Genomic DNA, 24,495 nt, shown 5'->3' with positions numbered 1-24,495 from the left:
CCGGCGACGGCTTTCACTGCGCGTCGCGCATGCTGCCGACCAAATCCTCCACCAGGTCCTCCATCGCCACCATTGCCACCACCCGCAGACCGTCGGTCACCAGCGCCAGGTGGCTGTTGGTGCGACGCATCCGGGAAAGGGCATCGGCCAGCGGCAATGAGATGGCAACCCGCGGCAGCGGGCGCACCAGTGTGAGATCGGTGACGGTCTTCGGATCGTCACCCAGCGGCAGCATGTCCTTGATGTGCAGGTAGCCGATGAAGCGTCCGTCGGCCGCGGCGACGGGGAAGCGGGAGTAGCCCGTCTCGGCCAGGGCGCTCTCGACGGCGCCGATCGTCGGCCCCGAGCCCGGCGCGGCCACCGGCACCGCCCGGATGTCGGCGAGCGGTACGGCCACGTCGCCGACCACCCGGCTGCCGATCTGCAACGCCCGGGTCAGCCGGGTGTGCTCCTCCTGGTCCAGCAGACCTTCCGACACCGACTCGGCGATCATCGCGCTGAGCTCGACCGGCGAGACGCTGATGTCGAGTTCGTCTCTGGGCTCCACCCGCAGCAGCCGCAGCACCGCGTTGGCGCATTTGTTGTAGAAGACGATCAGCGGGCGCGCCACACGCACGTAGGCCAGGTACGGCGGTACCAGCAGCATTGCCGTGCGTTCCGGCCCGGCCAGGGCGATGTTTTTCGGCACCATCTCGCCCAGCAGCACGTGCAGGGTCACCACCAGCGCCAGCGCCAGCACGAACGACAGCGTGTCGAGGATCGCCGGCGGGATCGTGGTCAACCCGAACGCCGAGCGCAGCAGGCTGGCCACCGCCGACTCGCCGATACGGCCCAGCAGCAGCGAGGCCACCGTCACCCCCAACTGCGACCCGGCCAGCATCGAGGCCAGCTGTTCACCCGCGCGGATCACCGTCACCGCCCGCTTCTTGCCCTGTTCGGCCAGGGCCTCGAGCCGGTCGCGGCGGGCCGAGATCAGCGAGAACTCGGCGCCGACGAAGAAGGCGTTCATCCCGATCAGCAGGATCGCCAGCAGCACGCCCAGGGTGTCGCTCATCGCCGGCCCTGTTCCGCCGGCGTTTCGCGGTGGCTGCTCAGTTCGGTCAGCTCGACCACATCGATGCGCCGGCCGTCCATCCCCACCACCGTGGCGCGCCACCGAACTCCGTTGTCGGGCAAGCCATCGCCGTCCAGCGCGGTCAGCTCCACTGTCTCTCCGACGGTCGGGATGTGGCCGAGCTCGCGCAGCACCAAACCGCCGATCGTCTCGTAGGGCCCCTCGGGAGCCCGAAACCCGATGGCCGACGCCACCTCGTCGATGCGCAACAGCCCCGACACCCGCCAACCGCTGCCGGCGACCACCACGTCCGGTGTGGCGTCGTCGTGTTCGTCGCGGACATCGCCGACGATCTCCTCGATGAGGTCCTCGACGGTCACGATGCCTGCCGTGCCGCCGTATTCGTCGACGACCATCGCGGTCTGCAGCGGATTGGCCCGGATTTCGGCCATCACCGCGTCCCCGTCCAGGGTCGACGGCACCACCGGAACCGGCTGCACCAGCGTGGTCAGCAGGGTGCGGGCGCGTTGTTCGCGCGGCACCCGGAAGATCTGCTTGACGTGCACGATGCCCAGCGTTTCGTCGAGGTCGCCGTCGACGAGGGGGAAGCGGGAGAACCCGGATTCGGCCGCCGCGCCGACCAGATCGGCGACGGTGTCGTCGGTCTGCAGCGCCACGATCTTCGACCGCGGCGTCATCAGCTCCTCGGCGGTCCGGCCACCGAACTGCAACGAGCGCCGCACCAGCGCCGCGGTGGCCTGGTCGAGGGCGCCGCTGCGCGCCGAGCTGCGCACCAGCGACAGCAATTCCTGAGGGGAACGGGCCGACCGCAGCTCCTCGGCCGGTTCCATGCCCAGCTTGCGTACCAGCCAGTTCGCTCCGCCGTTCGTCAGCCGGATGACGGGTGTGAGCAGCAGTGAGAAGAACAGCTGAAAACCCGCGACGGCACGGCCGGTGGACAGCGGCCGCGCCACGGCAAGGTACTTCGGAACCAGTTCGCCGAACACCATGGACACCGACGTCACGACCACGATCACGATGAACGAGGTGACGCCGTCGGCCAGCGGGTCCGGCACCCCGAGCGCGTCCAGCCACGGGTGCGGCAGGTCGGCGACCATGGGTTCGGTCAGATAACCCGTCACCAGTGTGGTGATCGAGATGCCCAGCTGAGCGCCGGAGAGCTGGAACGACAGCCGGTGCTGGGCGCGCTGGATGAACCGGTCGCGCCGGCCACCCTTGCGAGCGTTGGCGTCGACGGTGCTGCGATCCAGCGCGGTCAGCGAGAACTCGGCCGCCACGAACACGGCATTACCGAAGATGAGCACCGCAACAGCGAGCACGCTGACGATGACGGTGATGTTCATGACGGGCTGGCTATCGCGACGGCCCCGCAGGCCAGGATCGAGCCGGGGTAGCTGTGGGTAGCCGCTTCGCCCGGAAACCGACGGGCTCGACGGGTGCCTGCGGCACGTCATCCCTTTCGCTTGATGTCACGCTGCTGCGTGCGGAGGAGATCCGTAAATTCACATGGTAGCGAAGAGATCTGGTCGGACCAGGTGTGACGTGCCCGCCTCGGTCGCCGCGGTCACCAGCCGTACGGCAGCGGATGACCCTCGGCGAAACCCGCGGCGGACTGCACTCCGACGACGGCGTTCTCGTGCAACTCGGTCAAAGTCGAGGCGCCGACGTAGGTGCAGGTGCTGCGCAGCCCGGACGTGATGTGGTCGAGCAAATCCTCGACGCCGCCGCGGTCGGGGTTCAGGCCCATTTTGGAGGTCGAAATGCCCTCCTCAAACAATGCTTTCCGGGCGCGGTCGAAGGCGCTGTCCGCGGCGGTGCGGGCGGCGACCGCCCGCTTGGATGCCATGCCGTAGCTCTCCTTGTACGGCCGGTCCTCGCGATCGCGCATCAGGTCACCGGGGGACTCGTAGGTACCGGCGAACCACGATCCGATCATCACGTTCGACGCCCCGGCGACCAGTGCCAGCGCCACGTCACGCGGGTGCCGGATCCCGCCGTCGGCCCACACGTGGCCGCCGAGACTTCTTGCCGCGCTGGCACATTCAAGCACGGCGGAGAACTGTGGACGACCGACGCCGGTCATCATCCGGGTGGTGCACATCGCGCCGGGCCCCACGCCGACCTTGACGATGTCGGCACCCGCGCCGAGCAGGTCGCGGGTGCCCTGGGCCGACACCACGTTGCCGGCGGCCAGCGGTACACCGAGGTTCAGCTCGGAAAGGACCTCTGCCACCGTCTCGATCGCGTCCAGCATCCGGGCCTGGTGTCCGTGCGCGGTGTCGATGACCAGCACGTCGACGCCCGCCTCGACCAGCGACCGGGCCTTGGCCCCGACGTCGCCGCTGATGCCAATGGCCGCAGCGATCCGCAGCCGGCCGACGGCGTCAGTGGCCGGGGTGTACAAACCGGCACGCAGCGCCCCGGCGCGGGTCAGCACGCCGGCGAGCTTGCCGTCCGCGGCGGTGAGCACGGCGACGCCGATCGCGGCGTGCTCGAGGAGGTCGAAGACCTTGCGCGGCTCGGTGCCCAGCGGCGCGGACACGAAGTCGGTCGCGGCCACGTCGCGCACCCGGGCGAAACGATCCACGCCGACGCACGACGCCTCGGTGACCAGCCCGATCGGTCGGCCCTCGAAGACCACCACCGCGGCCCCGTGGGCCCGCTTGTGGATCAGCGCCAGCGCGTCGGATACCGAGTCGTCGGGCTCGAGCACCACCGGGGTGTCCAGCACCAGATCGCGGCTTTTGACGAACTCGACCGTCTGCTGCACGGCGGTGATCGGGAGGTCCTGCGGCAGGATCACGATGCCGCCGCGCCGCGCAACCGTCTCGGCCATCCGCCGCCCGGCGACCGCCGTCATGTTGGCGACGACGACCGGGATGGTGGTGCCGGAGCCGTCGCTGCTGGACAGGTCGACGTCGAACCGGGACGCGACCTCGGACCGGTTCGGCACAATGAACACGTCGTCGTAGGTCAGGTCGTAGCCGGGCCGGTGTTCGTTGAGAAATTTCATCGCGGTCGTCCCACCCTGCACAGCCCCTTCGTAACGCTCGTTGTCCCGCTAGGCGGGCACCTCGGTGCGGTCGGCGCTCCACAGCGTGTGGAAACGCTTGTCCGGCTCGTCGTCGATGCGCCCGTAGGTGTGCGCGCCGAAGTAGTCCCGCAGCCCCTGCGTCAGCGCGGCGGGCAGGCGTTCGGTCCGCAGCGCGTCGTAGTAGGCCAGCGCCGAGGAGAACCCGGGGACCGGGATACCCAACTGCGTCGCGGTCACCACCACGCGGCGCCAGCTGTCGATGGCGGCCTCGACGGCGCTGCGGAAGTACGGCGCCACGATCAGCGTCGGCAGCTCGGCATCCTCGTCGTAGGCCTCCTTGATGCGGTTGAGGAACTTCGCGCGGATGATGCAGCCGCCGCGCCAGATGGTGGCCAGATCGCCGGGCGTGATGTGCCAGTCGTACTCGGCGCTGCCGGCCTGGATCTGGTTGAAGCCCTGGGCGTAGGCGATGATCTTCGACGCGTACAGCGCCTGCCGGACGTCCTCGACGAATTGCGTCGCGTCCGCGGGACGCGCACCCAGCTCGCCGGAGGCAAGCCCGGTGGTGGCCTTGCGTTGGACCACCGAACCCGACAGCGCGCGGGCGAACACGGCCTCGGCGATGCCGGTGACCGGCACGCCCAGGTCCAGCGCCGACTTCACCGTCCAGCGCCCGGTGCCCTTCTGCTCGGCCTCGTCCAAGATGACGTCCACCAACGGCTTGCCGGTCTTGGCATCGGTCTGGCGAAGCACCTCGGCGGTGATTTCGATCAGGTAGCTGTCCAGGTCGCCGGAGTTCCATTCGGCGAAGACGTCGGCGATCTCGGGGGCGGTCTTGCCGAGCCCGTCACGCAGCAGCTGGTAGGCCTCGCCGATGAGTTGCATGTCGGAGTACTCGATGCCGTTGTGCACCATCTTCACGAAGTGGCCGGAACCGTCGGGGCCGATGTGGGTGCAGCACGGCACGCCGTCGACGTGCGCGGAGATCTCTTCGAGCAGCGGGCCCAGCGACTTGTAGGACTCGGCCGGACCGCCCGGCATGATCGACGGCCCGTTCAGCGCGCCTTCCTCACCCCCGGAGATGCCGGCGCCGACGAAGTGCAGGCCGCGCTCCCGCATCGCCTTTTCGCGGCGGATGGTGTCGGTGTAGAGGGCGTTGCCGCCGTCGATGATGATGTCGCCTTCTTCCATGGCGTCGGCGAGCTCGTTGATGACGGCGTCGGTGGGGTCGCCCGCCTTGACCATGATCAGCACCCGGCGCGGCTTCTCCAGCGCGTCCAGGAATTCGGCGATGGTTTCCGAACGCACAAACTTGCCCTCGTCACCGTGGTCGCGCAGCAGCGCATCGGTTTTGGCAACCGAACGGTTGTGCAACGCGACGGTGTAACCGTGATGCGCGAAATTGCGGGCGATGTTCGACCCCATGACGGCCAGGCCGGTGACGCCGATTTGCGCGGTGCCAGTCGTGGAACCGGCTTGAGCATCCTTGGAGTCCGGGGCACTCATGTCTTCGCCTCTCATGTTGGAGAACTTCTGCTTCTCGTTTCCGTCACACTGTGGCACAGGCGCAGTGTTGATGCGCCCGCAGGATTCGTCATGCCCGCGCTAAAGGTTGAACAGCCGGCGGAGCTCGGTGAGCCAGGGCAGTGCCAGCGCCACCGTGGGCATCACCAGCACGGCCGCCGCGGTCAGATAGGCGGCCGCGGCAAGCAGCGCGCTGTTGCCCCGCCCACATAGCCGCCGGACCCGCACCACCGTGCTGACACCGCCGACGGCCAGCGCACCCGACGGCGCCCGCCCCGCCGCGCAGGCGACCAGCGCCCGGGCCAGGGGAGTGCGCCCGGCCGCGCGCACCGCGGCGTCGTCGGCGAGCAACTCCACCAGGAGGTGCACGGCGCCCAGCGCGTTGGAGCTGCGGACCAATCGCGGGAACGCGGCGTGCACCGCGGTGAAGGCCTCCAGCACCAGATCGTGGCGGGCGCGCAGATGCGCCCGTTCGTGGCTGAGGATCGCCGCGACTTCGTCGGTGGTCAGCTGACTCAGCGCCCCCTCGCTGACCACGACCCGGCTGCGCACGCCGGGCAGGCAGTAGGCGATGGGTTCCGCAACGTCGAGAACGCGCAGGTCCGGGGTGCGCGAACACGGTTCGGCGCGTGCCGCGTCGTGCCCGACGCCGACGAGATCGACCACCATGCGGTGGTGTGCCCGCCGGCGGCGGTTGGCGATGGCCACCCGCACGACCGCGACCACCAGCCGCACCCCGACCAGCACGGTCAACGCGAACGCGGTGACGTACGCGGTCCACAACGGCCAGCCCAGCCGATCGGCGGCACCGATGATGCTGGCCGTGGGACGACCGTCCGGGCCGGGCATGAGGATGCGGGTCGCGATCGCGATCCCCGCGCTGAACGCCGACAGAACGGCGGCCACGGCGATGGCTTGCCATAGCACCATCGCCGCGCGCGGGGCCCGCAGTGGCCAGGATGCCCGCGCTAACAGGGCTGGCGCGGGACCAATCAGCAGGACCGCGAGGAAGGTAAAGGCCAACGCGGACACATAGCTAGTGTCCCTCAGGCGTCCGGTGAAATTCCAGCCGATCGCGTATCACGTTGATTCGCTTCCAATTCAGCCAGCGCGCGGCGCAGCGCCGCCGCCTCGTCGGCGCCGACACGCTCGACGAAGTGCACCAGCGCGGCTTGACGGCTGCCGGAATCCTCGGCTTGGGACAACGCGTCGACCATGAGTCCCGCGACCAGTTCGTCGCGTCCGTGCACGGGTGCATACCGGTGGGCCCGGTCGTCGCGAATTTGCGACACCAAATTTTTCTTCGCCAACCGCTGCAGCACGGTCATCACCGTCGTGTAGGCGAGGTCGCGGCGCACCGACAGGGACTCGTGGACTTGGCGGACCGTTTGCGGTTCCGGTGTGGACCACAGGTGATCCATCACCGCGCGTTCGAGGTCCCCCAGCCGTGTCACCTTGGCCATAGTTCCTTCATCTCCTGAGGCTCGTCACCAGCGTACTCCGGCTTACTACCGACGGTCGTATAAGCGGCGGCCGAATCCGCGTCGAATGCCGCGGCGGATTCCGTGACCGCAAAGCCGATTCCAGGCTACCCCTTGCGAAGTTAGGGCAGCCTTGCCTACACTCATGGAGGTCGAGCGCAACAGACCGTCGGAGCGTCCTGAGGGCTGCAGTGACCCCCGGTCTTCTCGATCGGCGAGCCCCGTGCCACAGCGCACGGGGCTCGCCTGTTTTTCGCGTGGGTTTCACCGGGGTTTTTCCGTGCGGTTTTCACAGAGCAGCCGCCGCCGGTGTGCAGATCCGGCATGACGCACACCCGCCATGGTGTAAACACAGAGCGTGCCATCGATTCCCGATGCGGTGATCCCGGCCGGATTCACCGCCCCCTTCGACGACCAGCTCGGCCTTCGATTCACCGAGCTCACCCCGGACGGCGCCCGCGCTCAGCTCGAGGTCACCCCGAAACTGCTGCAGCCGATGGGCCTGGTGCACGGCGGTGTGTACTGCTCGATGGTGGAGAGCATGGCCAGCGTGTCCGCCTACACCTGGCTCGCCACCCAGGGCGGCGGCGAGGTCGTCGGCGTGAACAACAACACAGACTTCCTACGGTCGATCGGGTCGGGCACGGTCTACGGCGTTACGGAGCCGATTCACCGGGGCAGGCGCCAGCAGTTGTGGCTGGTCACGATCACCGACGACCGGGATCGCGTCGTCGCTCGCGGGCAGGTGCGGCTGCAGAATCTTGAGCCTCGGCAGAGCTGAGTTTTGCTGCACAGGAATTCTTTAGGCCGGCGTGGCAGGATCCCAAACCATGCGCCTGACGCCGCACGAGCAGGACTTGCTGCTGGTTTCCTACGCCGCCGAATTGGCCCGCAAACGCCGCGCCCGCGGTCTGCGCCTCAACCATCCCGAAGCCATCGCGATCATCACCGACCACATCCTCGAGGGAGCGCGCGATGGCCGCACGGTCGCCGAGCTGATGTCCAGCGGTTGTGAGGTTCTCGGTCGCGACGACGTGATGGAGGGCGTGCCGGAGATGCTCGACGATGTCCAGGTGGAAGCGACCTTTCCGGACGGCACCAAGCTGGTCACCGTGCACCGCCCGATCTCATGATTCCCGGCGAAATCCTTTACGGCAGCGGCGATATCGAGATCAACGCGGACGTCCCCCGGATCGAGATGCGGATCGTCAACACCGGGGACCGTCCGGTCCAGGTGGGTAGCCATGTCCACCTGCCGCAGGCCAATTCGGCGTTGTCCTTCGATCGTGGCGCGGCCCGGGGGTACCGGCTCGACATCCCGGCGGCGACCGCGGTGCGTTTCGAGCCCGGCGTCGTCAAGACCGTCGATCTGGTTCCGCTGCGTGGGGACCGCGAGGTGCCCGGTCTGACCCTGAATCCCCCTGGACGACTGGATATTTGATGGCACACCTATCGCGGGAGCAATACGCCCAGCTGTACGGTCCCACCACCGGTGACCGGATCAGGCTGGCCGACACCGACCTGTTGGTAGAGATCACCGAAGACCGCAGCGGGGGACCGGGACTGGCCGGCGACGAGGCGGTGTTCGGCGGCGGCAAGGTACTGCGCGAGTCGATGGGCCAAGGCCGCGCCACTCGGGCCGACGGCGCGCCCGACACCGTGATCACCGGGGCGGTGATAATCGACCATTGGGGAATCATTAAGGGCGACATCGGTATTCGCGATGGCCGCATCGTCGCCATCGGGAAGGCCGGCAATCCCGACATCATGACCGGCGTGCATCCGGGGCTGGTGGTGGGGCCGTCCACCGAGATCATCGCCGGCAACGGGCGAATCGTGACCGCGGGCGCCGTGGACTGTCACGTCCACCTGATCTGCCCACAGCTGATGTCCGAGGCGCTCGGATCCGGAATCACCACGATCGTGGGCGGCGGCACCGGTCCCGCCGAGGGCAGCAAGGCCACCACGGTGACCCCGGGTTCGTGGCATTTGGCCCGGATGCTCGAGGCGCTCGACGGCTGGCCGGTCAACGTCGCACTACTGGGTAAGGGCAACACCATCAGCGCCGAGGGACTGTGGGAGCAATTACGCGGCGGCGCTTCGGGTTTCAAGCTGCACGAAGATTGGGGGTCGACGCCCGCGGCCATCGACGCCTGCCTGACCGTGGCGGCCGCCGCGGGGGTCCAGGTGGCGTTGCATACCGACACCCTCAACGAGACGGGCTTCGTCGAGGACACCCTGGCCGCGATCGCCGGCCGGTCCATCCACACGTATCACACCGAAGGCGCCGGCGGCGGCCACGCCCCCGACATCATTCGGGTGGCCGGGCAACCGAACGTGCTGCCCAGCTCCACTAACCCGACCCGCCCGCATTCGGTCAATACCCTCGATGAGCATCTGGACATGTTGATGGTCTGCCATCACCTCAACCCGCAGGTGCCCGAGGATTTGGCGTTCGCGGAAAGCCGCATTCGGCCGTCCACCATGGCGGCCGAGGATCTGCTGCACGACCTCGGCGCGATCTCGATGATCGGCAGCGACTCCCAGGCGATGGGCCGCATCGGGGAGGTGGTGCTGCGGACCTGGCAGACCGCGCACGTGATGAAACGCCGGCGCGGCGCGCTACCCGGCGACCGCTCTGGTCCTCGAGCCGCAGATAACCTGCGGGTGCGGCGCTACGTTGCGAAATACACCATCTGCCCGGCTATTTCACACGGCCTCGACGCCGAAATCGGATCGGTGGAGGTGGGCAAGCTCGCGGACCTGGTGCTTTGGGAGCCGCGCTTCTTCGGAGTTCGCCCGCATGCAGTGATCAAGGGCGGCATGATCGCCTGGGCGGCGATGGGTGACGCGAATGCGTCCATTCCGACCCCGCAGCCGGTGCTGCCACGGCCGATGTTCGGGGCGGCGCCGGCGGCCGCGGCCGCGACTTCGGTCCATTTCGTTGCCCCGCAAGCGATCGAGGCCGGCCTGGCCGAGAAACTGGCGGTCGATCGGCGACTGGTCCCGGTAGGCGACACCAGTGCGACCGGCAAGGCGGCCTTGCCGCTCAACGATGCGTTGCCCGTCATCGAGGTCGACCCGGACACCTTCACCGTGCGCATCGACGGTGAAGTCTGGCAGGAACAGCCGCCGGCCGAATTGCCGATGGCACAACGCTATTTCCTGTTCTGAGATCTTCATGTCCGTGCTGGCGACGCTGCTGACCCTGGCCGATTCTCGATTACCGGCCGGCTCGCACGCGCACTCCGGCGGCGTCGAGGAGGCCATAGCCGGCGCCCTGGTGGTCAACGTCGAGACCCTCGAGGCCTTCTTACGCCGCAGGATCCGCAGCCATGGTTTGGTGACCGCCTCGATTGCGGTGGCGGTCCAGCGCGGCGAGCTGGGCATCGAGCGGGCCGAGCACGAAACCGATGCCCGCACACCGGCACTGGCGGCCCGGCAGGCATCGCGCAGCCAGGGCCGCGGGCTGATCCGACTGGCGCGGCGCGTGTGGCCGACCGCCTGCTGGACCGACCTGGGTGCCCGGCCGCATCTTGCCGTCGCATCCGGACGGGTCGGCGCAGTCAGCGGCCTGGATCCGCAACAGAACGCCCTCGCGATCGTCTACACCACGATGACGACTTCGGCGACCGCGGCGCAGCGGCTGCTGGCCCTCGATCCGGCCGACGTGTCGGCGTTGACGTTTCGGCTGGCCCAGCTGTGCGAGAGCACCGCGGCGCAGGCGGCCGCCGGACTGGCCGATCTGTCCGACCCCTTGCTCGACACCTTGGCCGAACGCCATGCGCGGCGCGAGCAGCCGCTGTTCGTATCGTGAACCTTGTTCGGGCACTGACTATTTCGGGATAGCATCGGCGTGCGGCGCATCGCTTTTGGTGTGCGCCCGGGTCAGGGCGAGGTACCCGATGCCGAGCCCGATGATGGTGACCGACATCAGCAGAATGATGTAGTCGTCATACCAGGGCTGGTAGGGCTCGCGCGGCCAGGCCAGGTTGACTATCGCCGCGACGCCGTAGACCAGCGCACCGATGTTGACCGGCATTCCCCACCGGCCCAGACGGTACTTGCCGCTGGGTACCCAGCCGTTGACCCGGGCGCGCAGGGCGGCCAGCACGACCATCTGGAAGGCGATGTAGACGCCCACCGAGCCGAAGCTGACGAGCTTGGTCAGCGCATCGCTGGAGATCAGCGAACCGACGATCAACACCGCCGGAATGATCACAGCGATCAGCAGCGAGTACGGCGGCACGTGCCGCTTGTGATCGAACCGCGCCAACAGTCGCGAACCGATGATCATGTCGTCGCGGCCGTAGGAGTAGATCAGCCGACTGGCGGCGGCCTGCAGGCTCAGTGCGCACGACACGAACGAGATCAGCACGATGCAGAGGACGACCTTGGCGCCCAGGCCGCCGAACGCCGTCTTCAGGATGGTGTCGATCGGGTCGGCGTCCTTGCCGCTGATCACCGCGCCGAAATCGGTGACCGACAGGATCAGGCTCAAGCAGACGAAGGTGGCCGCCGAGCCGCCGACGTAGATGGTGCGGCGCATGGCCTTTGGGATTTGAACGCCGGGGTTGCGGACTTCCTCGGCGACGTCGCCGCAGGCTTCGAAACCGAAGAATTGGTAGAGCGCGATCAAACTGGCGGCCAGGAAGGCGTAGGTGTAGCTGTGGTGGCCTTGCGCGCCGAAGCTGTGGAAAAGTACGCCGAGGTTGTGGTGGCGCTGGGTACACAGCAGCCAGACCCCGACGACGACGGCGCCGATCAACTCCGCGCTGAACCCGAAAATGGCGAAGTACCCCAGTATCTTGGTTCCGGTCATGTTGATCGTCGTGGCCAACGCCAGCATGACGAGTGCACACAGCACGGTGGCGTGCGCAGATGGCTTGAAGCCGAACACATCTGCCACGTACGGACCGGCGCCGTAGGCCGCGTCGGCCAACAGCGCCAGCAGCGTGAACATGTACACCCAGCCGGTCATCCACGCCCACTTGCGTCCCCACAGGCGGCGGGCCCACGGGTAGACTCCGCCGGCCACCGGGAATTGCGCCACCACTTCACTGAACACCAGCGCGACCAGCAGCTGTCCGGCCCCGGCGATCAGCAGGCTCCAGATCATCGGCGGGCCCGCGGTCGCCAGCGCGAAGGCGAACACCGTGTAGATCCCGACCACCGGCGACAGATAGGTGAACCCCAACGAGAAGTTCGCCCAGGGACTCATGTCCCGTTTGAAGTCGGACTGGAATCCCAGGGCCGCGAGTTGCGCCTGGTCCTCGTCGTCGGGGGTCACAATGTCTGCCGCGCAACGGGTTTCCGGTTTGGTGGAGAACATCTGCTCTGAGTTCCAATCGTCGATGGCCAAAACGAGACGCGCACAGTGCGTTTGTCGCTACTTCTGCGTTGCCTCCTTGATCAGCGTCGCGGCCGTACGTTTGAGGACGTCGCGCTGTCGGGTGACGTCGGCCATCGCCTTGCGCAGTGCGATCAGCTCGTCGCGCTCGCTGACCGCGCCGTCGCCCTCGGCCGACGGCGCGGGCTCGACCCAGTGCCGCGCGGGATCCCGTTCCCGATCAGCTTCCACACCTGCTGCGGGAATTACCTTGTGGCGTGCGCTCGTTCGGAGCCGGCCCTGGTCGCTTCGCGGCGCATTGACCACACTGGCCACCGGCCCCATCGGCGGCACGCCACCGTAGAAACCCGGCCCGATCGGCCCGGCCGGCGGGAGCGCGTTCAGATTGGCACCAGACGACTGGGTAGCGGCCAGCCGGACGGCGGGGGAGTTGGCCCACGATTGCGGCACCGACAACTGGCCGACCGTGGCGGCTCGCCCCACGTCGGCGGACACCCCGCCGGAGCCCGCGGCAGCGGAGGAATTGACCAGGGCCGAACCGGATCCCGTCACCGAGGAGGCGGCGGTCGCCGGGGCCGACAGCGAACTGACCAACGGGTTCCAGGCCGCGGCGACCGGCGGCGCCAGGGTCAGCAAGGTACCGGAGGCGTCGAAGTTCAACCCCTCGGACAGGATCTGGTATCCGATGGTGTTGGCGCTGAAGTTGTTGAACAGGTCCAGCAGCGAGCCCCCGGAGGGCGTCGCGGGTGTCCCGGACTGCGGTCCCGCCCCGGCTTGTCGGAGCAGATTGGGCACCTGGGAGAGCGCCGACTGGACGCTTTGGTTGGACCCCGAGACTGCTTGCCTGACAACGGCGCTGGTTTGGTTGGTGGTGCCCGATGGGTCGGTGGTCTGTGGTGGCGCGCTGAAGGCAGTCACCCTGGTCGCCGCCGCCGACGCCCCCGCATAGCCATACATCGCCGCGGCGTCTTGCGCCCACATCGCGCCGTACTGCGCCTCGGTCGCCGCAATCGCCGGCGTGTTCTGCCCCAACACATTCGTGGCCACCAACGACGCCAACAACGCCCGATTCACCTCAATCTGCGCCGGCGGCACCGTCGCCGCAAACGCCGCCTCATAGGCCGCCACCGCCGCCGCAAGCTGACCCGCCGTCTGCTGCGCCTGCACCGCAACACCACTCAGCCACGACACAAACGGAGCCACCGCAGCCGCCATCACCGTCGACGACGGACCCACCCACGGCCCACCCGTCAACTCCGCCACCACCGACCGATACGACCCCGCCGCCACACTCAACTCCGCCGCCAGCTTCGTCCAGGCGGCGCCGGCCGACGCCCACGAGCCCGCTCCCGCGCCGGCGTACATGCGGCCGGAGTTGACCTCCGGCGGCAGCGCCGCAAAATCCATCGGCGCGGTCACAGCATCGCCTCCTTGATCAGGCGGGCTGCCGCATCGCGCTCCGATGCGACTTCGGCGATGCCCTTGCGCAACTTCTCCAGCTCGTCGCGCTCGGCTTCGCTGAGCTCGCTGGCCACGTGGCGGCGGGCCGGTTGCGGCCGCGTGGGCGCGGCAATCTGCTCGGCGGGCCCGGGCTCGCCGGGCATTGCCGGAATGACTTTTTGGTCCGAGCCGCTGCGCGCCCGGGTCTGCTCGCCCCGGGGCGCGTTGACCAGGCTGCCGATCGGGGGAACGCCGAAAAATCCGCCCGGCACCGCCGCACCCGCCGGCACGCCGGCGGGCCCGGCCACCGGAAGCGCAGATGCGCTGGCGGCCAACCGAACCGAGGGCGCGGAGCCCCATGTTTGGGGGACCGACAACTCGCCAACCGTGGCCGCCTTGCCCACGCTCGCCGATACCGAACCGGCGGCCGGGCCGGCGGAACTCACCAGGTTGCCTAGTCCGGCGTCCGCCGGCGAAACGTCGGAGGCCACGGCCGCGGCTGTGGGCAACGCCAGCCCGTACAGTCCGCCCAGCAGCGGCGTAATCCCGGATGCGGTGAACAACGGCCCACTGAGGACCAGGGCCCAGTTCCCGACATTCTGGGTGAACAGGTTGAGTCCGGTGGGGCCGCCACTCGGGGCGTCGAGCAGGCCGCCCAGGCCGGGGTCGAGGTCCGCCGGGGTGGCGATCGAGCCCGCCGAAAGATTCTGCAGCAGGTTGGGGACGTTCGCGAGCGCCGAGCGTGCGCCGGGCCCAACCGCGGATCCGGCGGCTTGCCCGACCGCGCTGGTTTGGTTGGTGGTGCCCGATGGGTCGGTGGTCTGTGGTGGCGCGCTGAAGGCAGTCACCCTGGTCGCCGCCGCCGACGCCCCCGCATAGCCATACATCGCCGCGGCGTCTTGCGCCCACATCTCGCCGTACTGCGCCTCGGTCGCCGCAATCGCCGGCGTGTTCTGCCCCAACACATTCGTGGCCACCAACGACGCCAACAACGCCCGATTCACCTCAATCTGCGCCGGCGGCACCGTCGCCGCAAACGCCGCCTCATAGGCCGCCACCGCCGCCGCAAGCTGACCCGCCGTCTGCTGCGCCTGCACCGCAACACCACTCAGCCACGACACAAACGGAGCCACCGCAGCCGCCATCACCGTCGACGACGGACCCACCCACGGCCCACCCGTCAACTCCGCCACCACCGACCGATACGACCCCGCCGCCACACTCAACTCCGCCGCCAGTGCGTCCCACGCCGACGTTGCGGCCAGCAGCGTCCCCACTCCCGCGCCGGCGTACATGCGGCCGGAGTTGACCTCCGGCGGCAGCGCCGCAAAATCCATCACCGAACCCCCGTCACACGCCCCCCAGCCGCCAAATCGCCTGCGGCCGGATCGAATTGGACTGTGACCGCCGCATGAGTAGCAATATCCACCAGTGCGCCTGTAATAACTATGGTTAATCACTGGCAATTTGCTGAGAGGCCGTGCCCCCGGCGTCTGTCGACGCCGTCGAGACCCGTCAGGGCCCGGCCCCGGCGGCGCCCGCATCGCGCAACGCTGTCGGTTGAATCATGCTGTAGGACAAGGCCTATCATGGGGGTTCGGATGTTCCAGCGGTGGCGTGTCAGCCATCGGAACGGGTGGCGCGTACTTCCGGCAGGCGCCCAGAGAAGGGCCGCACCACCTCGGAATAATCATTCGCTACATGACCGCCAAGCAACCTCAGGGCGGCCATGTCTAGCGGCCTGGATGTCCGCGGTCACGGGGTTACGCGATGAGGGGCGCCTCCCTCAGATCCATTGCACCGCAGGCATGTTCATCGCATGTGGGCACGGATGGGGCGGTTAGCCGAGGGCTGATCACGCGACCGCCGGCGCCGCTAATCGGTGTAGGGTCCCCAGGCGTGCCGGTTGAGGGCGGCCGGTTTTTTGCCCAGTTTGCCCGCGCGCACCATTACCGCCAGGCTGTCCAGGATGACCCGGCTGCTCATCAACGCGGTCTGTTCGGCCCAGTCATACGGCGGTGAGCACTCCACCACCTCGATGCCATTCAACCCGGGCTCCGAGATCAGCCGGATCAGGTTGAGCGCCTCCCGGGGCAGCAGGCCGCCCGGCTCGGGCCAGCCGGTACCGGGCACGAAACCCGCATCGATCACGTCGATGTCGAACGACAGATACACGGCCTTGGCGTCCTTCCAAGCGGTCTCCAGGGCGATCTCGGCGACCTTCTCGATGCCCACTCGCTCCACGTCACCGACCGTGATCACGGTGCTGCCGCGCTGCCGGCCCACCTGGACACCGGCCCGCGGGGCCTGCCACCCGCCGATGCCGATCTGCACCAGGTTCGTGGCGGGCGCGTTCTTGATGTTGGTGGCGTGGAACCACGGTGTGGTGTGCATCCGCTCGTCGAGATCGGTCTCCTGGGTGTCGACATGTCGATCGAAGTGGATGATGCCGACGTTGCCGTCCATGTGGGGGGCCAGCCCGCGCACCGTCGGGAACCCGATCGAGTGATCACCACCCAGAATCACCGGAAACACGCCCTGCGACACCACGTGCGACATCGCGGTGCTGATCTGGTCGAACGACTTCTCGATGTTGGCCGGAATGGTGACGACGTCGCCGATGTCGACGATGTTGAGCTGCTCGCGCAGATCCACACCGAGCTCGTAACAATACGTGCCAAAGAGGTTGGTAGAGCGGCGAATTCCCATCGGGCCGAACCGCGTGCCCGGCCGATAGGTGGTCCCCGCGTCTAGTGGTGCCCCGAAGACCGCCACCTCGGCGTCGCCCACATCATGCACATCCTCGAGAAACGGGCACTTCAGAAACGTCCCACGCTCCCCGGCGAAGTGCGGCAATTCACCGCGCGCAAACGTCGACAGCGTGCGGTCGTTGATGGTCGGCGCGGCTTCAAGCCCGTGGGCCAGGCAGCGCTCGATCTCCTCGCGGTGACGGCGGGTGGACAGTTCCGCCTCGGCCTGCTGGGCCCACGCACCCTCCCGGTTGGGGATGTCGGCCTGACCGGCGAACGGATTGAACATCACTGCTTCCTCTCGTCGAGTACCAAATACGGCAGAGGATGACTCGGCGACCGGCAAATCAGCAGTGAACTCAAACACCCGCTCTGGGCACCGGCGCGCCACACACCCCGTATTCGCCGTCTTGTCGCTGTCCGGGTACGGCGAGCTCGTCCGGGCGGCCCATATGGCTACGCCGCTATACAAGCTACCCACCCGAGCATGAATGGCAAGATTGCGCCGTTGTCAGACAGCTGTGACTTTCCTGGCAATGTCTAGTGCGACGCGATGATTCGGGTGAGCGTCATGTCGTTGAGCAGCGTCATGACCGGTGCCGCATAGGGCTACTTGTGGGGCTACTTGTGGGTTGCCTCCTGAATCAAGGTCGCGGCCGTGCGCTTGAGGACGTCGCGCTGTCTGGTCACATCGACGATCGCCTTGCGCAGCTGGTTGAGTTCGTCGCGCTCGCTGATCAGGTCGTCGTCGGGCTCCGTCGGTTCGATCCACCGGCCGGCGGGATCGTCGTGCATCCCCGACGCTCCGGCGACTGCCGGAATCATCTTGTGGCGTGCACCTGCCCGCAGCCGACCCTGGTCGCCGCGCGGCGCATTGACGACGCTGGCGACCGGGCCCATCGTCGGCATACCGCCATAGAAAGCCCCCGTCCGCGGCAGCGCATCCAGTCCCGCGCCGGACGATTCGGACGCAGCCAACCGAATCGGGGTGGACGTGTCCCACGTTTGCGGCACCGACAGCCCGCCGGCCGACGCCGACTGGCCCAGACCGGCAGATACCGCGTTGCCCAGGCCCGCCGCGGCGGGGCCGCCCACCCCGCTGCTCGACGCCAGCGCCGAGCCCGACACGTCAGATGCCGCCGACGCGGCGGTGGCCGGCGCCGAGAGTGCACTGACCAACGGATTCCAGGCCGCGGCGACCGGGGGGTCGAGGGTCAGCAGGGCCCCCGACGCATCGAAGTTCAAGCCTTCCGAAAGAATCTGGTAGCCAACGGTATTCGCACTGAAATTGTTGAACAAGTCCAGGATCGAGGCGGGCGCCGACGATGTTTGCGACGACTCGGAGGAGGTCCCCGCCGACGCGCGCTGCAGCATGCTGGGCAGGTTCGACAGTGCCGATTGCGCACCCGGGCCCGCGGCCGAGGCGGCGGCCTTGCCCACGGCCGTCCCCTGATTGCTCGTCCCATCCGAACTCGTGGTCTGCGACGGCGCACTAAACGGCGTCAACCTCGTCGCCGCCGCCGACGCCTCCGCGTACCCCTGCATCATCGACACATCCTGAGCCCACATCTGCCCATACTGCGCCTCAGTCGCCGCAATCGCCGGAGTGTTCTGCCCAAACACGTTGGTAGCCACCAACGACGCCAACAACGCCCGATTCAACTCAATCTCCGCCGGCGGCACCGTCGCCGCAAACGCCGCCTCATACGCCGCCGCCGCCATCCCCACCTGACTAGCCGTGCGCCCCACCAACTCCGCAGTACCACTCATCCACGACACATACGGAGAAACCGCAGCCACCATCGACAACGACGACGGACCCAACCACGGCCCACCCGCCAACTCCGACACCACCGCCCGATACGACGACGCCGCAAAACTCAACGTCTGCGCCAACGCACCCCACGCAGCAGCCGCCCCCACCAACGGACCCGACCCCGCACCCACATACATCCGACCCGAAATCACCTCGGGCGGCAGAGCCGCAAAATCCATCAGGCCACTCATAACATCGCTTCCTTGATCAGGCGTGCCGCGGCATCTCGTTCGGTCGACACCTCGGCGAGTTCCTTGCGCAGCTTGGCGAGTTCCTCGCGCTCGCTTTCGCTCAACGCGCTCGATACATGCCGGCGGGCCGGGCGAGGTTGGCCGGTGGGGACGGGTGGGCGCTCGGCCACGTCCGGTTCTCCGGGCAACGACGGCACCACTTTCTGTGCCGGGCCCGATCGAATGCGTGTCTGCTCCCCTCGGGGGGCATTGACCAGGCTGCCCACCGGCGGAATGCCGCCGAAGAATGGTGCCGCCCCCTCGACCTGCGGCACCGCCGGCGGGCCGGCGACCGGCAACGCAGTTGCGCTGCCGGCCAACCGAATCGCGGGGGAGGTGCCCCAGGACTGTGGCACCGACAACTCACCAACGGTGGCCGCCGTACCGACACCCGCCGACACCGCACCCGCTCCGGCGCTGCGCGAATTCACCAGTGTGCCAAGACCCGCGTCCGCGGGAGTAACGTCGCCGGCCACCGCCGCGGCCGTCGGGACTGCGAGCCCGTACAGACCGCCCAGGATGGGTGTGATACCGGATGCGGTGAACAACGGTCCGCTGAGGACCAACGCCCAGTTTCCGAGGTTCTCGGTGAAGGTGTTGAGTCCGGAGCCGCCGTCACTGCTGAAGATGCCTCCCGGGCTGATCGGCGACAACGGGTTGGACGACCCGGCGGCGAGGCTCTGCAGCGTCTCAGGCACGTGCGACAGTGCCGATTGCGCACCCGGGCCCGCGGCCGAGGCGGCGGCCTTGCCCACGGCCGTCCCCTGATTGCTCGTCCCATCCGAACTCGTGGTCTGCGACGGCGCACTAAACGGCGTCAACCTCGTCGCCGCCGCCGACGCCTCCGCGTACCCCTGCATCATCGACACATCCTGAGCCCACATCTGCCCATACTGCGCCTCAGTCGCCGCAATCGCCGGAGTGTTCTGCCCAAACACGTTGGTAGCCACCAACGACGCCAACAACGCCCGATTCAACTCAATCTCCGCCGGCGGCACCGTCGCCGCAAACGCCGCCTCATACGCCGCCGCCGCCATCCCCACCTGACTAGCCGTGCGCCCCACCAACTCCGCAGTACCACTCATCCACGACACATACGGAGAAACCGCAGCCACCATCGACAACGACGACGGACCCAACCACGGCCCACCCGCCAACTCCGACACCACCGCCCGATACGACGACGCCGCAAAACTCAACGTCTGCGCCAACGCACCCCACGCAGCAGCCGCCCCCACCAACGGACCCGACCCCGCACCCACATACATCCGACCCGAAATCACCTCGGGCGGCAGAGCCGCAAAATCCACTGAACACCTCCGTAACAGTCACCGCGGCGCCGAACGAAACGGCCCCGAGCCAAGTCGATGGCGCGGCAGGCTGGTTGTGCGCGTTGGCTTTTGGGCTACCGTGCGCCGCCACGCGCGATCGGCGAAAACAGCCGCCTCGCCCCCGTGCCGGCGTTTGCGCGACGGTTGCGCACTGCACCGACCGACAGCGCCGAGCTGCCGTACCAGCCCCCCGACTTACGCCGACTCACGCTGCCGGACTGCGTGTTTCGACTTCGTGTCACTATTTCTATCGGTTGATAGGAATAGTAGGAGTCATTTGGATCATGCTGATGAGTATCGTGTTTCGATCGCGTTTCAAAAACACCGCGCGCGTACGACGCCAAAGGTGCGGAGCCGCACCGGCAGTGGACGACGAGCCCGGGTGCCGCAATCGAAACTTCGGACCTCAGCGGCAAATCGGTCAGGCGCCGCAATGCCCGTCATACATCCAGCGTGACGGCGCGACCGGTGGTTCAAAACCGGCCTGCCGCAAACATTGTCTGCGCGCTACCCGGCCATGTCGAGCGCCAGCTCGTCGCGGATGCGGTGGGCCTTCACCTTCAAAGCGGCCGTACATCCCGCGGTGAGCGCACGAAGGCAGGAGTCGGCGATGCCTGCGGCGATGGCGCCGGGTCCGGCCTCGGCCACCCACTCGGGGTTATCCGCGCGGATCTGGATCGAGGTCTCGACGAAGTGGAACGGCAACTCCGTCGCGACGGTCATCTCGACCTGGTGCTTGTTCTTCCACAGATTCGAGTCGGAGCACGTCTGCCGGGCAAGCGTGCGGTAACACTCCCGCAGGTATTCGCGCCGAGATTCGAAATGGGGGAATTTGGTACCGCGGATCTCCGGAAGCTGAAACAGCGCACCGAGATTCCAACGGCCCGCCAGCAACTGATGCGAGTCGTACCAGACCATGACATAGAGGCGACTCGCCGGGGAGCTGGGGTAGTCGGACAGTCGCTGTGCCAGCCTGGCCGAGGCGTCGACGGTGCGGACCAGCAGGTTGTCGAGGATGTCGTCCTTTGTCTGGAAGTGGTGATAGATGCTGCTTTGCCGGATGCCCACGGCATCGGCAATCGCCCGTGTCGATGTTGCGGTGTATCCGCACGCGGTAAACAGCTCGGCGGCGGCGTCGAGGATTTCCTCTCGTGGGGTCTCACCAGGTCTGCGCTGATCGATGATCCTGGGACGTCCGCGGCGGACTGCTGTCATTCACAAGAGGATGCCATCAACTGGCCGCGAATTGCTCGGTGGGTTGGGCACTACGCCTAGCTGGCGTGGCACGTCACGGTGCCGAGGACGCCGGCGCACACAGCCGCGGTATGGCGAACTCGAGCATCTCAATGGCCCGGGGCACGGGATTCTCGCCGGCCGCGAGTTCGTAGAGAACGGTGCCGTCGGCAACGGCGAGGACGGCACGGGCCACCTGCGGACCGACGGAGCGGCCGTTACGGGCCAGCACCTGTGCAACCAGGCCGGCCAGGATCTCGTTGTAAGCACCGATCAACGAGGTCAGCTCGGAGTGCTTCCCCGCCTGTAGGTAGCGCTCGTACACGCCCGAGATCGTTGCGCGGGTCAACGATCCGTCCTCGGCGGGGTGCACCGTCGCGACCTCGGTGATCAGACGGGCCGTTTCGTTGAGGCCGAGCTGGCAGGGCAGCCGCTTGACGAAATCGTTGGCTTGTTCGATCCACCCGTTCAGCATGAATTTCAAGCCGGCGGCCAGCAGGTCGTCACGCGATGCGTAGAAGGCCCGCACGGTCTGTTCCGGCAGGCCCCCTTCCTGGGCGACGGCCCGGCTGGTGACCGCGTCGAATCCACGTCGCCGCAGCACGGCCACGGTGGACCGCAACACCGCCCGGCGGCGATGTTGGGAGCGCGTCGACAATCCGGAAGAGTGTGCCACGGTCCACCCCGTCTCAGAGCGAATACAGATAGCGGTCACGTTCCCAATCGGTGACCGTGCTGTGGTAGGAATCCCACTCCGCGTATTTCATGTCGACGTATTCGGAGACGAAGCGCTTGGGGAAGACGCGACCGGCGAGTTCGCTCTGGGCAAACGCCTCCGTGGCCTCAAGTAGGTTGCGCGGCAACCGGACCGCGTTGAGCGAGGGATTCGGCCGGGTGTCTGTCAATGCCACGTCCACCGGATCTCCGGGATCCCTCGCATGTTCCAGGCCGTCGAGGCCGGCCGCCAGCAGGAAGGCCGCCGCCAGGTAGGTGTTGGCTGCCGAGTCGACGGCGCGGTTTTCGATCGCTGGACGGTTTTTCGGTAGTCGCAGCATGCACGACCGGTTCTGTACGCCGTAAGCCGACCAGGCCGGTGCCCACGACGCCGTACCGTCGGCCAGGCGGGGGTTCAGCCTCTTGTAGGAATTCACCGTGGGTGTCACGACCGCCGCGAGGGCATCCGCGTGCCGCATCAGACCCGCAATGAACTGATATGCCGTTGGGCTCCAACCCAATCCACGCGGATCGGCGGCGTCGCACATCACATTGTTCCCCGTGCTGGACGACACGAGACTCATGTTGTAGTGGTGGCCCGATCCCCATGCCTCGGTGTATGGCTTGGGCATGAAGGTGGCGGCCAGCCCGTGCCGCTTGGCGATCTGCCGAATCATCACGCGAAAGTAGGTGATCCGGTCGGCCATCTCGAGCGCGTCGTCGTAGGCGAAGTCGAACTCGTATTGGCCGTCACCACCTTCGTGGTCGAAGCTGAACACCCCGAAGTCGCTGTCTTGCAGGGCACTCACGAAGTCGTCGAGGAAGCCCGCGGCGTCCAGCGTGGCTTCGGCGTCGTAGGCGGGGCTGGGCTTCAGTCCGCCGGTCCGGGCGAGCGGATTCAGGTAGCCGGTACCGCCGCCGGGCTGCGCCGGGTCGAACACGAAGACTTCCGTCTCGACGCCCAGCTTGAAGTCAAAACCCAGTTCTCGCGCTCTACCCAGTTGGGCCTTCAAGATACTGCGCGGACACTGGTCATGCGCCGTGGTGCCGCCCAGCAGCAAATCGGCGGCCATCCACACGAATCGCTTGTCCCAGGAAAGCTGCCGGAGCGTCGCAAGGTCCGGCAGCGCCACGGACTCTTCTTCGTGCGGGTCCATTGCGCCGAAGCCGGTGATGCCTCGGGGAGTGAATCGCTCGGACCCGGCCAGCATCTCGGGGAGCCGCTCGATGGGCACCACCTTCGTTTTGGGCCGGCCATGGACATCGATCCACGAGCTCATGGCGTACTTCACCCCTTGGCGTCCCAACGCCTCCGCGATCTCCCGGTGTGCGGGCTCCACGGCGTTAACGGTGTCCATCGGTTGCCTCCTCGAATCGAAGTGCGCGCGGCGGATGCAGTGTCCGTGGCAACGGCGGCTCTTCGGAGACTCCGGCCAGAACCTTGTGGACGACCACCTCGACGACAGCGTCGAACAGGCTGTTGCCCAGCGACGCCGTGGCTCGCGATGGCTCACCGGTAACACCGTTGCCCGACAGCACCTCGGCGGTGTAACGAAAGATCAACGCGCCGGTGCGGTCTGGATCATCCGCATCGAGCATGGCCGGCCGGTCGACCAGCTCCGGGAACAAGTGCAACGCCAGCGAGGTCTCCGCACGATTGGCGTGGATGTCCGCACCATCGGCCATCACCTCGGCGGTGATCGCCGGGGTGGCATCCCACCAGTCGACCCACGTCGATCTCAGGTCGGGCCGCACAAAGCGCAGCCGGTCGGTTGCCATCCCAAGCGCCGCAACGTTTCCCATGTGCGCGTTGACGAAGATCAGCTTCCGCAGACCGCTCAGCGCCGACCACTCGGCGATCCGGATCAGTAACCTGGCCAGCTCCTCCGGAAACAGCGACAGCGTGCCGGGGAACGCCGTGCCGTGACCCAGGCTGCAGCCGATGCTTACCGGCGGCAACACGATGGTGGCAGCACAGCTGGCGGCGGCAGCATCGCATATCGCCTGCGCGATCCGGGTGTCGGTGTCGGTCGGCAGGTGCGGCCCGTGCTGTTCGGTCGCGCCCACCGGCACGAGACCGACGCGGCCGTCCAGCTCGAGCCGTCCGATCCGCGTCGACGTACATTCGCCCCATCTCATCAGACCGCAGACCGGCCGGGGTACCAGCTACCGGGTGTTACCAGAGGCACTGGTGCCCTCCGATAATTCGGAGCGCAGGCTCCGTGATCCTTCCGGGCTTTTGTCCCCTGGTGTACCGCACGAGCGTGTGCGGGTGCCCCCCTCGGTCCAGGCCTCTCGCGAGCGGAACCCTAGGCGCGGACCCCCGTCGGGGATCTGAGGTGGACGCTAGGCGGCTTTCGTGTCGACGCCATTTCCGAGAAGTGTCCGCGATGTAACCGAAGACCCCCAGCGGATGCCGAGTGCGGCGTGACCGGGGGAATACCAATACATTTCGCAGATTTGCCCGCACGGGCACCGCCACCAGCGGTGCCGCGGTAGACATGCCGGAACGTTTCT

The 24,495-nt window shown here is 67.5% G+C and carries 21 protein-coding genes and 1 riboswitch; of the genes, 5 read left to right on the top strand and 16 right to left on the bottom strand.

Annotated elements, in window-relative coordinates:
• Positions 1–13: 13 nt before the first annotated feature.
• From AWC25_RS18760 to AWC25_RS18735, 6 genes are all read right to left on the bottom strand, one after another.
• Positions 14–1,054: a hemolysin family protein gene (locus AWC25_RS18760; protein WP_085167259.1), complete on the bottom strand. Its 1,041-nt coding sequence runs from the start codon at positions 1,052–1,054 to the stop codon at positions 14–16.
• Complete coding sequence (locus AWC25_RS18755) at positions 1,051–2,418, bottom strand: hemolysin family protein (RefSeq protein WP_069401787.1); 1,368 nt, start codon at positions 2,416–2,418, stop codon at positions 1,051–1,053. Before AWC25_RS18755 ends, AWC25_RS18760 begins: the two co-directional genes overlap by 4 nt.
• Positions 2,419–2,639: 221 nt before the next feature.
• Positions 2,640–4,088, bottom strand: coding sequence for a GuaB1 family IMP dehydrogenase-related protein (locus tag AWC25_RS18750; protein WP_069401788.1), 1,449 nt, complete (start codon positions 4,086–4,088; stop codon positions 2,640–2,642).
• Positions 4,089–4,136: 48 nt separating this feature from the next.
• Entirely contained in the window at positions 4,137–5,615 is a 1,479-nt protein-coding gene (gene gndA / locus AWC25_RS18745; protein WP_069401789.1) for an NADP-dependent phosphogluconate dehydrogenase, read from the bottom strand.
• A gap of 99 nt (positions 5,616–5,714) precedes the next feature.
• Entirely contained in the window at positions 5,715–6,665 is a 951-nt protein-coding gene (locus AWC25_RS18740; protein ID WP_069401790.1) for a M56 family metallopeptidase, read from the bottom strand.
• Positions 6,666–6,679: 14 nt separating this feature from the next.
• Entirely contained in the window at positions 6,680–7,096 is a 417-nt protein-coding gene (locus AWC25_RS18735) for a BlaI/MecI/CopY family transcriptional regulator (protein ID WP_069401791.1), read from the bottom strand.
• 376 nt (positions 7,097–7,472) lie between these two features.
• Here AWC25_RS18735 and AWC25_RS18730 point away from each other — a divergent pair, with 376 nt between their 5' ends.
• From AWC25_RS18730 to AWC25_RS18710, 5 genes are read left to right on the top strand one after another with little or no spacing between them, the layout of a single operon-like run.
• A complete protein-coding gene (locus AWC25_RS18730) occupies positions 7,473–7,895 on the top strand; it encodes a PaaI family thioesterase (protein WP_069401792.1) in 423 nt (140 codons plus the stop codon).
• Positions 7,896–7,944: 49 nt separating this feature from the next.
• Entirely contained in the window at positions 7,945–8,247 is a 303-nt protein-coding gene (locus AWC25_RS18725; protein WP_069401793.1) for an urease subunit gamma, read from the top strand.
• Positions 8,244–8,555, top strand: coding sequence for an urease subunit beta (locus tag AWC25_RS18720; RefSeq protein ID WP_069401794.1), 312 nt, complete (start codon positions 8,244–8,246; stop codon positions 8,553–8,555). The genes AWC25_RS18725 and AWC25_RS18720 overlap by 4 nt, the downstream gene beginning before the upstream one ends.
• A complete protein-coding gene (locus tag AWC25_RS18715) occupies positions 8,555–10,288 on the top strand; it encodes an urease subunit alpha (RefSeq protein ID WP_069401795.1) in 1,734 nt (577 codons plus the stop codon). The genes AWC25_RS18720 and AWC25_RS18715 overlap by 1 nt, the downstream gene beginning before the upstream one ends.
• 7 nt (positions 10,289–10,295) lie before the next feature.
• Complete coding sequence (locus AWC25_RS18710) at positions 10,296–10,931, top strand: urease accessory protein UreF (protein WP_069401796.1); 636 nt, start codon at positions 10,296–10,298, stop codon at positions 10,929–10,931.
• Between the two features lie 18 nt (positions 10,932–10,949).
• On the opposite strand, the gene AWC25_RS18705 is transcribed toward AWC25_RS18710, so the two are convergent.
• From AWC25_RS18705 to AWC25_RS18660, 10 genes are all read right to left on the bottom strand, one after another.
• Positions 10,950–12,404: an APC family permease gene (locus AWC25_RS18705; protein WP_232327192.1), complete on the bottom strand. Its 1,455-nt coding sequence runs from the start codon at positions 12,402–12,404 to the stop codon at positions 10,950–10,952.
• Positions 12,405–12,503: 99 nt separating this feature from the next.
• Complete coding sequence (locus tag AWC25_RS27715) at positions 12,504–13,883, bottom strand: PPE family protein (protein WP_280523411.1); 1,380 nt, start codon at positions 13,881–13,883, stop codon at positions 12,504–12,506.
• On the bottom strand, positions 13,880–15,241 hold the full coding sequence (locus AWC25_RS27710) for a PPE family protein (protein ID WP_085167258.1): 1,362 nt from the start codon (positions 15,239–15,241) through the stop codon (positions 13,880–13,882). The genes AWC25_RS27715 and AWC25_RS27710 overlap by 4 nt, the downstream gene beginning before the upstream one ends.
• A gap of 538 nt (positions 15,242–15,779) precedes the next feature.
• The gene (locus tag AWC25_RS18690) at positions 15,780–16,943 is read right to left on the bottom strand and encodes an agmatinase family protein (RefSeq protein WP_069401800.1); all 1,164 of its coding nucleotides are present in this window, start codon (positions 16,941–16,943) and stop codon (positions 15,780–15,782) included.
• A gap of 110 nt (positions 16,944–17,053) precedes the next feature.
• A riboswitch (guanidine-III (ykkC-III) riboswitch) is annotated at positions 17,054–17,116 on the bottom strand.
• Positions 17,117–17,275: 159 nt separating this feature from the next.
• On the bottom strand, positions 17,276–18,649 hold the full coding sequence (locus AWC25_RS18685) for a PPE family protein (protein WP_085167257.1): 1,374 nt from the start codon (positions 18,647–18,649) through the stop codon (positions 17,276–17,278).
• 8 nt (positions 18,650–18,657) lie between these two features.
• Positions 18,658–20,010, bottom strand: coding sequence for a PPE family protein (locus AWC25_RS18680; protein ID WP_069401802.1), 1,353 nt, complete (start codon positions 20,008–20,010; stop codon positions 18,658–18,660).
• Positions 20,011–20,538: 528 nt separating this feature from the next.
• A complete protein-coding gene (locus AWC25_RS18675; RefSeq protein WP_069401803.1) occupies positions 20,539–21,246 on the bottom strand; it encodes a TetR/AcrR family transcriptional regulator in 708 nt (235 codons plus the stop codon).
• A 73-nt stretch (positions 21,247–21,319) separates the two neighbouring features.
• Positions 21,320–21,940 (bottom strand): TetR/AcrR family transcriptional regulator, encoded by a 621-nt coding sequence (locus AWC25_RS18670; RefSeq protein WP_158089764.1) that lies wholly within the window; start codon positions 21,938–21,940, stop codon positions 21,320–21,322.
• 13 nt (positions 21,941–21,953) lie between these two features.
• The gene (locus tag AWC25_RS18665; RefSeq protein ID WP_085167255.1) at positions 21,954–23,336 is read right to left on the bottom strand and encodes a glutamate--ammonia ligase; all 1,383 of its coding nucleotides are present in this window, start codon (positions 23,334–23,336) and stop codon (positions 21,954–21,956) included.
• Positions 23,323–24,117 (bottom strand): creatininase family protein, encoded by a 795-nt coding sequence (locus AWC25_RS18660; protein WP_069401806.1) that lies wholly within the window; start codon positions 24,115–24,117, stop codon positions 23,323–23,325. The genes AWC25_RS18665 and AWC25_RS18660 overlap by 14 nt, the downstream gene beginning before the upstream one ends.
• Positions 24,118–24,495: the final 378 nt, after the last annotated feature.

This window comes from Mycobacterium sherrisii (genome assembly GCF_002102355.1).
Taxonomy (GTDB): Bacteria; Actinomycetota; Actinomycetes; order Mycobacteriales; family Mycobacteriaceae; genus Mycobacterium; species Mycobacterium sherrisii.
The sequence above is the reverse complement of the archived record's forward strand: the minus strand, read 5'-3'. Positions and strand labels throughout refer to the sequence as shown.